The organism is Streptomyces sp. FH025, assembly GCF_017427025.1.
In the GTDB taxonomy this organism is placed as follows: domain Bacteria; phylum Actinomycetota; class Actinomycetes; order Streptomycetales; family Streptomycetaceae; genus Kitasatospora.
Window position 1 is genome coordinate 1 of sequence record NZ_JAFLNG010000364.1, and the last position, 7,761, is coordinate 7,761.

Consider the following 7,761-nt stretch of genomic DNA (forward strand, 5'->3'; position numbering starts at 1 on the left):
CGAGCAGTTCTACTTCGTCCTGCCCGACCGCTTCGCCAACGGCGACACCGCCAACGACACCGGAGGCATCACGGGAGGGCGGCTGGAGAACGGCTTCGACCCGACCGACAAGGGCTTCTACCACGGCGGCGACCTGGCCGGCCTGATCCAGAAGCTCGACTACATCCAGAACCTCGGCACCACCGCGATCTGGATGGCCCCGATCTTCAAGAACAAGCCGGTGCAGGGCACCGGGGACCAGGCTTCGGCCGGCTACCACGGCTACTGGATCACCGACTTCACCCAGGTCGACCCGCACTTCGGCACCAACGCGCAGCTCAAGGAGCTGATAGCCAAGGCGCACGCGCGCGGCATCAAGGTCTTCTTCGACGTCATCACCAACCACACCGCCGACGTCATCGACTACGCCGAGCAGCAGCACGCCTACCGCTCGACCGGCGCGTACCCGACGCTGGACGCCGACGGCAACCCGGTCGACGAGACCGCCATCGCCGACGCTCTCCCGGCCTCCGGCCGGGAGGTACCCCCGGCGCCCACCTGGCCGAAGATCACCAAGGGCTCCTTCCCCTACACCCCGGTCTTCCGCACCCCCGCCGACGCCAAGGCCAAGACCCCGTCCTGGCTCAACGACCCGTCGCTCTACCACAACCGGGGCGACTCGACCTTCGTCGGCGAGTCCGCCACCGAGGGCGACTTCAGCGGGCTGGACGACCTCGACACCCAGAACCCGCGCGTGGTGAAGGGCTTCGAGCAGGTCTACCAGCAGTGGGTCAAGGACGCCGGCGTGGACGGCTTCCGGATCGACACCGTCAAGCACGTCAACATGGCGTTCTGGCAGCAGTGGGCGCCCGCGCTCAAGGACTTCGCGGCCAAGCAGGGCAACAAGCGGTTCTTCATGTTCGGCGAGGTCTACTCCGGCGACCCGGCCGTCACCTCGCCGTACGTCACCCAGGGCAAGCTCCAGGCCACCCTGGACTTCCCGTTCCAGGGCGCGGCCCGCTCCTACGTCTCCCAGGGCGGCTCGGCGAGGAACCTCGCCGACGTCTACGGCCAGGACTACCGCTACACCAGCGCCGACACCGACGCGTACGAGCTGCCGACCTTCCTCGGCAACCACGACATGGGCCGGTTCGGCTCCTTCCTGCTGGCCGACAACCCGGGCGCCGACGAGGCGGCCCTGCTGAAGAAGGACCGGCTCGGCACCGAGCTCCAGTTCCTCACCCGCGGCCAGCCCGTCGTCTACTACGGCGACGAGCAGGGCTTCACCGGCGCGGGCGGCGACAAGGACGCCCGGCAGGACATGTTCGCCTCCAGGACCGCCTCGTACAACGGCGACCGGGTGCTCGGCGGCCCCTCCGGCCCCGCCGACCGGTACGGGCAGAACGGCGAGCTCTACCGGGGCGTCGCCGGGCTGGCCCAGCTGCGGCGGGACAACCCGGCGCTGGCCGACGGCGCGCAGATCGAGCGGTACGCCGCCGACGGCGCGGGCGTCTACGCCTTCTCCCGGATCGACGCGGGGCAGCAGGTCGAGTACCTGGTGGCGGTCAACAACGCCGCCGAGGCGAAGACCGTCACGCTGGACACCTTCTCGGCCGGGATGGGCTTCGACCGGATCTACCCGACGGCGGGAGAGCGGGCCACCAGCGGCGCCGACCGCAAGGTGACGGTCACCGTGCCGGCGCTGTCCTCGGTCGTGTTCAAGGCGGGCGCCAGGCTGGCCGCCGTGAACGCCGCTCCCCAGCTCTCGGTGCAGCCGCCGGCGGACGGCTCCACCGGGCTGGTCACCATCGGGGCCAAGGCCGATGGCGGCGGCTTCAACCGGGTCAGCTTCGCCGCCCAGATCGGCAACGGGCCCTGGAAGACCCTGGGCACCGCCGACACCGGGAAGTCCGGCTCCGACGGCCAAAGACTCTTCGCGGTGACGCAGGACCTCGGCGCCGTGGCCCCCGGCACGGTGGTGCGCTACAAGGCCGTCGTGCAGGACTCCGGCGGCCACCTGCGCTCCGCCACCGCGAGCTTCACCACCGGCACCCCCGCGCCCAAGCCGGTGCCCACCGCCGGCGCGCGCCCGTACGCCGTCGTCCACTACAACCGGCCGGACGGCGACTACGACGGCTGGAACCTCTACGCCTGGGGCGACCTCGCCGACGGCGAGGCCACCCAGTGGCCGGCCGGGCACGCCTTCACCGGGCGGGACGCGTACGGCGCCTTCGCGTACGTGCGGCTCAAGCCCGGCGCCTCGGACGTCGGCTTCATCGTGGAGAAGAACGGCGTCAAGGACGTGGACGCCGACCGCCACCTCGACGTCGGCACCTCCGGTGAGGTGTGGCTGAAGCAGGGCGACCCCGCCGTCCGCACCGCCAATCCGGGCCCGGCCGACACACAGCCGGCGAACACCGCCGTCATCCACTACAACCGGGCCGACGGGAACTACGACGGCTGGGGCCTGCACGACTGGACGGGCGCCGCCAACCCCACCGACTGGGGCAAGCCGCTGATGCCCGCGCGCCGCGACGCCTTCGGCGCCGTCTTCGAGGTGCCGCTCGCCCCCGGCGCGACCAGCCTCAGCTACATCCTGCACAACGGCAACGACAAGGACCTGCCCGCCGACCAGTCGCTGGACTTCGCCGTCAACGGCAGGGAGGTGTGGATCCTCGGCGGCCGCGAGGGCTACCTGCTGCCGCAGAACCCGGCCGCCTCCTCGCAGTTGGACCTGGGCAGCGCCAAGGCCCAGTGGATCGACGCGAGGACCGTCGTCGTCCCCGCGAACTACGGCGCCACCGACCAGGCCCTGGCCGGCGGCACCAGCGCCCAGCTGGTGTACGACCCCGCGGGCGGCATCCGCGCCGACAAGGGCGCGCTGACCAAGCCCGGCCAGTGGATCCGGCTCACCCCGGCCGCCGGCGGGCTGACCGACGCGCAGAAGGCCAAGTACCCGCACCTGGCGGGCTACCGGGCCTTCACCGTGGACGCCCGGGACACCGCCCGCGTCCCGGCCGCGCTGCGCGGCCAGCTGCTCTTCACCGAACACCTGCCCAGCGGCGCCGTGTCGGCCGCCACCGGCGTACAGATCCCCGGCGTGCTGGACGACCTGTACGCGGGCCGCACCGGCAAGGTGGACTTCGGCCCGGCGTACTACAACGGCAAGGTCGCGCTCTCGCTCTGGGCGCCGACCGCGCAGGAGGTCTCCGTCCAGGTCTTCGACGGCGCCACCGGGGGCACCCCGAGGACGCTGCCGCTGAAGCGGGACGACGAGACCGGGATGTGGGAAGTCGTCCGCGACAAGCCGGAGTTGGACGGAAAGTACTACCTGTACCAGGTCAAGGTCTGGGCGCCCTCGGTGCAGCAGACGGTGGTCAACACCGTCACCGACCCGTACTCGGTGGCGCTGTCCGCCGACTCCGGGCGCAGCCTGGTCGCCGACCTGGACGCCAAGGAGCTCAAGCCGCAGGGCTGGGACGACCAGCCCCGCCCGAAGGCCGTCCCGCTCGCGCAGCAGCAGATCCAGGAGCTGCACGTCCGGGACTTCTCGGTGGAGGACTCCACCGTCCCGGCCGCCGAGCGCGGCACCTACCTGGCGTTCACCGAGTCGAACTCGGCCGGGATGCAGCACCTGCGGGACCTCGCCAAGGCCGGGGTGACCACCGTCCACCTGCTGCCGACCTTCGACATCGCGTCCATCCCGAAGAACAGGGCCGACCAGAAGCTGCCGCCCTGCGACCTCAAGTCCCTTCCGGCGGACAGCCCGAAGCAGCAGGAGTGCGTGGCGGCCGTCGCCGCCGACGACGCGTACAACTGGGGCTACGACCCACTGCACTACAACGTGCCGGAGGGCACGTACGCGACCGACTCCACCGGCACCGCCCGCACCGTGCAGTTCCGGCGGATGGTGCAGGCGATGCACGCGGCCGGACTGCGGGTGGTGCTGGACGTGGTGTACAACCACACCGCCGCCAGCGGCCAGGCCGAGCACTCGGTGCTGGACAGGGTCGTCCCCGGCTACTACCAGCGGCTGGACGCCAACGGCAAGGTGACGACGGACAGTTGCTGCGCCGACACCGCGCCCGAGCACGCCATGATGAACCGGCTGGTGGTCGACTCGGTGACGCTGTGGGCCCGGGAGTACCAGGTCGACGGCTTCCGCTTCGACCTGATGGGCCTGGACCCGAAGTCCACCATGCTGGACGTGCAGGCCGCGCTGCGGAAGATGACGCCCGAGTCGGACGGCGTGGACGGCAAGAACGTCCTGCTGTACGGCGAGGGCTGGAACTTCGGCGTCGTCGCGAACGACGCCCGGTTCGTGCAGGCCACCCAGGCCAACATGGCCGGCACCGGCATCGCCACCTTCGACGACCGGATCCGCGACGCCGCCCGCGGCGGCAACTTCATGCTGAACTCCGCGCCGCAGCAGGGCTTCGCCTCGGGCCTGTACACCGACCCCAACGGCTCGCCCGCGAACGGCACTCCGGAGGAGCAGAAGGCCCGGCTGCTGCACCAGATGGACCAGATCAAGGTGGGGCTGACCGGCAACCTGGCCGGCTACTCCTTCACCGACAGCGCGGGCAAGGCCGTCACCGGCGCCCAGGTCGACTACAACGGCGCCCCGACCGGGTACGCGGCCAGGCCGGGCGAGGCGGTGGAGTACGTGGACGCCCACGACAACACCGACCTCTTCGACGCGCTCGCCTACAAGCTGCCGACCACCACCGCGCCCGCCGACCGGGCCCGGATGCAGGCGCTCGGACTGTCGCTGACCGCGCTCACCCAGGGTGCGGGCTTCGCCCAGGCCGGCAGCGACCTGCTGCGCTCCAAGTCGCTGGACTCCAACTCCTACGACTCGGGCGACTGGTTCAACGCCATCCACTGGGACGCGTCCGAGGGCAACGGCTGGGGTCGCGGCCTGCCGATGGCGAAGGACAACCAGGAGATGTGGCCGACCGCCCAGTCCCTGCTGGCCAACCCGAAGTTGACCGTGGGAGCGGCCGACATCCGGGCGACCGCGGCGCAGTTCCAGGAGTTCCTGCGGATCAAGCGCTCCTCGCCGCTGTTCTCGCTGCCGACCCTGGCCGACGTCCAGCAGCGGCTGTCGTACCCGCTCTCCGGCACGCCGGGTGAGACGCCCGGGGTGGTCACCCTGCACCTGGACGGCACCGGGCTCAAGGGGGCGGAGAAGGGCGTCACCGTGGTCTTCAACGCCACGCCCACCGCGCAGGCGCAGACCGTGGCGGCCCTGCGGGGGACGAGCCAGGCGCTGCACCCCGTCCAGGCGGGCGGGGTGGACGAGGTGGTGAAGCGGTCCGGCTTCGACGCCGCGACCGGGACGTTCACCGTGCCGGGCCGCACCGTGGCGGTGTTCGTCCAGGGCTGATTCCTCGACCGAAGACAGGCTCCGGTAACTCCCGGGCCCCGCACCGCCGTTCGGGCGGTGCGGGGCCCGGTTCCGTTCCAGCCGCGAACTGGCCGGAATCCGGCGGTGGCACGGCCGGAACTGTGACGTGCCGCGCGGGCCGGGCGCTGCCCGCTACCCGGCGGTACGGGCGGCGGCCCTGAGCGCTGGTCAGTCACCTCCGGTAGTGATCGAACTTTGCCGGGACCATGAAAACCGTGTTCAAGACTTCGTCATGGGGTAACACAACTGACGGACCGTCGTGCATACGGTTTCGGTAATGAATCGGCCAATCGGTGGCATGCATCTGTCATTAACGGCGCGTTTGCTGCCACGATTCCTCCTGCTGCGGACGAGGGGACCCCACCCCCCGGCGCAGTCGGCTCAGCTCAGGTGCAGCGCGTCTCGATCCTGCTACGAACCCTGCAACGGCTTGTGAGCACCGCAACCGCACCCCCGTCGCACCCGGCGGGGGCCCCCACTGCGCCGCGACCCCGCGGCCCAGGTTTCTCTCCACCGAGCGTGAACCCGCGCCGGTCGGAAAAGGAGTCCGCATGTCCCGTTACGCTCACGCCCGGAAGGCGGCGGTTGTCATGGCCGCCACCACCGCGCTGCTGGTCACCGGCATACCGGTGATCGCGCAGGCGGCCTCCCCGGACGCGCCGACCGCCGTCGCCACCCAGCAGGCCACCCGGGCCGCGCTGATCACCTCGGCCAACCAGCAGACCGCCTCCCTCGCCCAGGCGCTCAACCTGAGCGGCCAGGAGAAGCTGGTCACCAAGGACGTCGTCCAGGACGCCACCGGCGCCCGCCACCTGCGCTACGAGCGCACCTACGCCGGCCTCCCGGTGCTCGGCGGCGACCTGATCGTGCACCAGGACGCCAACGGGGCCACCAGGAGCGTGACCAAGGCCAGCGAGGCGAACCTCGCGGGCGTCGAGACCACCCCGACCCTGGCCGCCCCGAAGGCCCAGGCCGCCGCGCTCGCCGTCGAGCAGGGCAGTGTCGACTCCGCCCCGCGCCTGGTCGTCTGGGCCGCGGACGGCACCCCGAAGCTCGCCTGGGAGACCGTCGTCTCCGGCCGCGAGTCCGACGGCACCCCGAGCAAGCTGCACGTGGTCACCGACGCCAAGACCGGCGACGTGCTCAGCAAGGCGGACGGCATCAAGCGCGGGTCCGGCACCGGCGTGTTCGTCGGCAACGTGCCGCTGACCACCACCCAGAGCGGTTCGACCTACCAGCTCAAGGACGCCAGCCGCGGTGGCCAGTACACCACGGACATGAACAACGGTACGTCCGGCAACGGCACGCTGTTCAGCAAGTCCAGCGACACCTGGGGCAACGGCCAGGTCAGCAACCGCGAGTCGGCCGCCGTCGACGCCCAGTACGGCGCCGCCGTCACCTGGGACTTCTACAAGAACACCTTCGGCCGCACCGGCATCAAGAACGACGGCGTCGGCGCCATGAGCCGGGTCCACTACGACACCGGCTACGTCAACGCGTTCTGGGACGACGGCTGCTTCTGCATGACCTACGGCGACGGGCAGAGCAACACCCACCCGCTGACCGAACTCGACGTCGCGGGCCACGAGATGAGCCACGGCGTCACCTCCGCCACCGCCAACCTGAACTACTCGGGCGAGTCCGGCGGCCTCAACGAGGCCACCTCGGACATCTTCGGCTCGATGGTCGAGTTCTACGCCAACCTGCCCGCCGACAACCCGGACTACCTCATCGGCGAGCTGATCGACATCAACGGCAACGGCACGCCGCTGCGCTACATGGACAAGCCCTCCAAGGACGGCACCTCGGCCGACTCCTGGTACTCGGGCGTCGGCAACCTGGACGTGCACTACTCGTCCGGTGTCGCCAACCACTTCTTCTACCTGCTGGCCGAGGGCAGCGGCGCCAAGGTGATCAACGGCGTCAGCTACAACAGCCCGACGGTCAACAACATCACCGTCACCGGCATCGGCCGGGACAAGGCGCAGCAGATCTGGTACAAGGCGCTGACCGCCTACATGACCTCCACCACCAACTACGCGGCCGCCCGGACCGCGACCCTGAACGCGGCCACCGACCTGTACGGCGCGAACAGCGCCGAGTACAACGCGGTCGCCACCGCCTGGGCCGGCGTCAACGTCGGCTCGCTGCCCAACCCGGGCGGCGTCACCGTCACCAACCCGGGCAACCAGTCGACCGCCGTCGGCACTGCGGTGAACCTCCAGATCAAGGCCTCGGGCGGCACCGCCCCGCTGTCCTACTCGGCGACCGGCCTGCCGGCCGGCCTGGTCATCAACGCCTCGACCGGCGTGATCACCGGCACCCCGACCGCGGCGGCCAACTCCAACGTGACGGTCACGGTCACCGACGCC

2 protein-coding genes are annotated in these 7,761 nt (G+C 70.8%); both read left to right on the plus strand.

Going from position 1 to position 7,761, the window contains the following annotated elements:
- Positions 1–5,368, plus strand: a 5,368-nt coding sequence (gene pulA, locus J0670_RS23635) for a pullulanase-type alpha-1,6-glucosidase (protein WP_207813663.1), incomplete at its 5' end; no start/stop codon positions are given.
- A 572-nt stretch (positions 5,369–5,940) separates the two neighbouring features.
- Positions 5,941–7,761, plus strand: a 1,821-nt coding sequence (locus tag J0670_RS23640; protein WP_207813664.1) for a M4 family metallopeptidase, incomplete at its 3' end; no start/stop codon positions are given.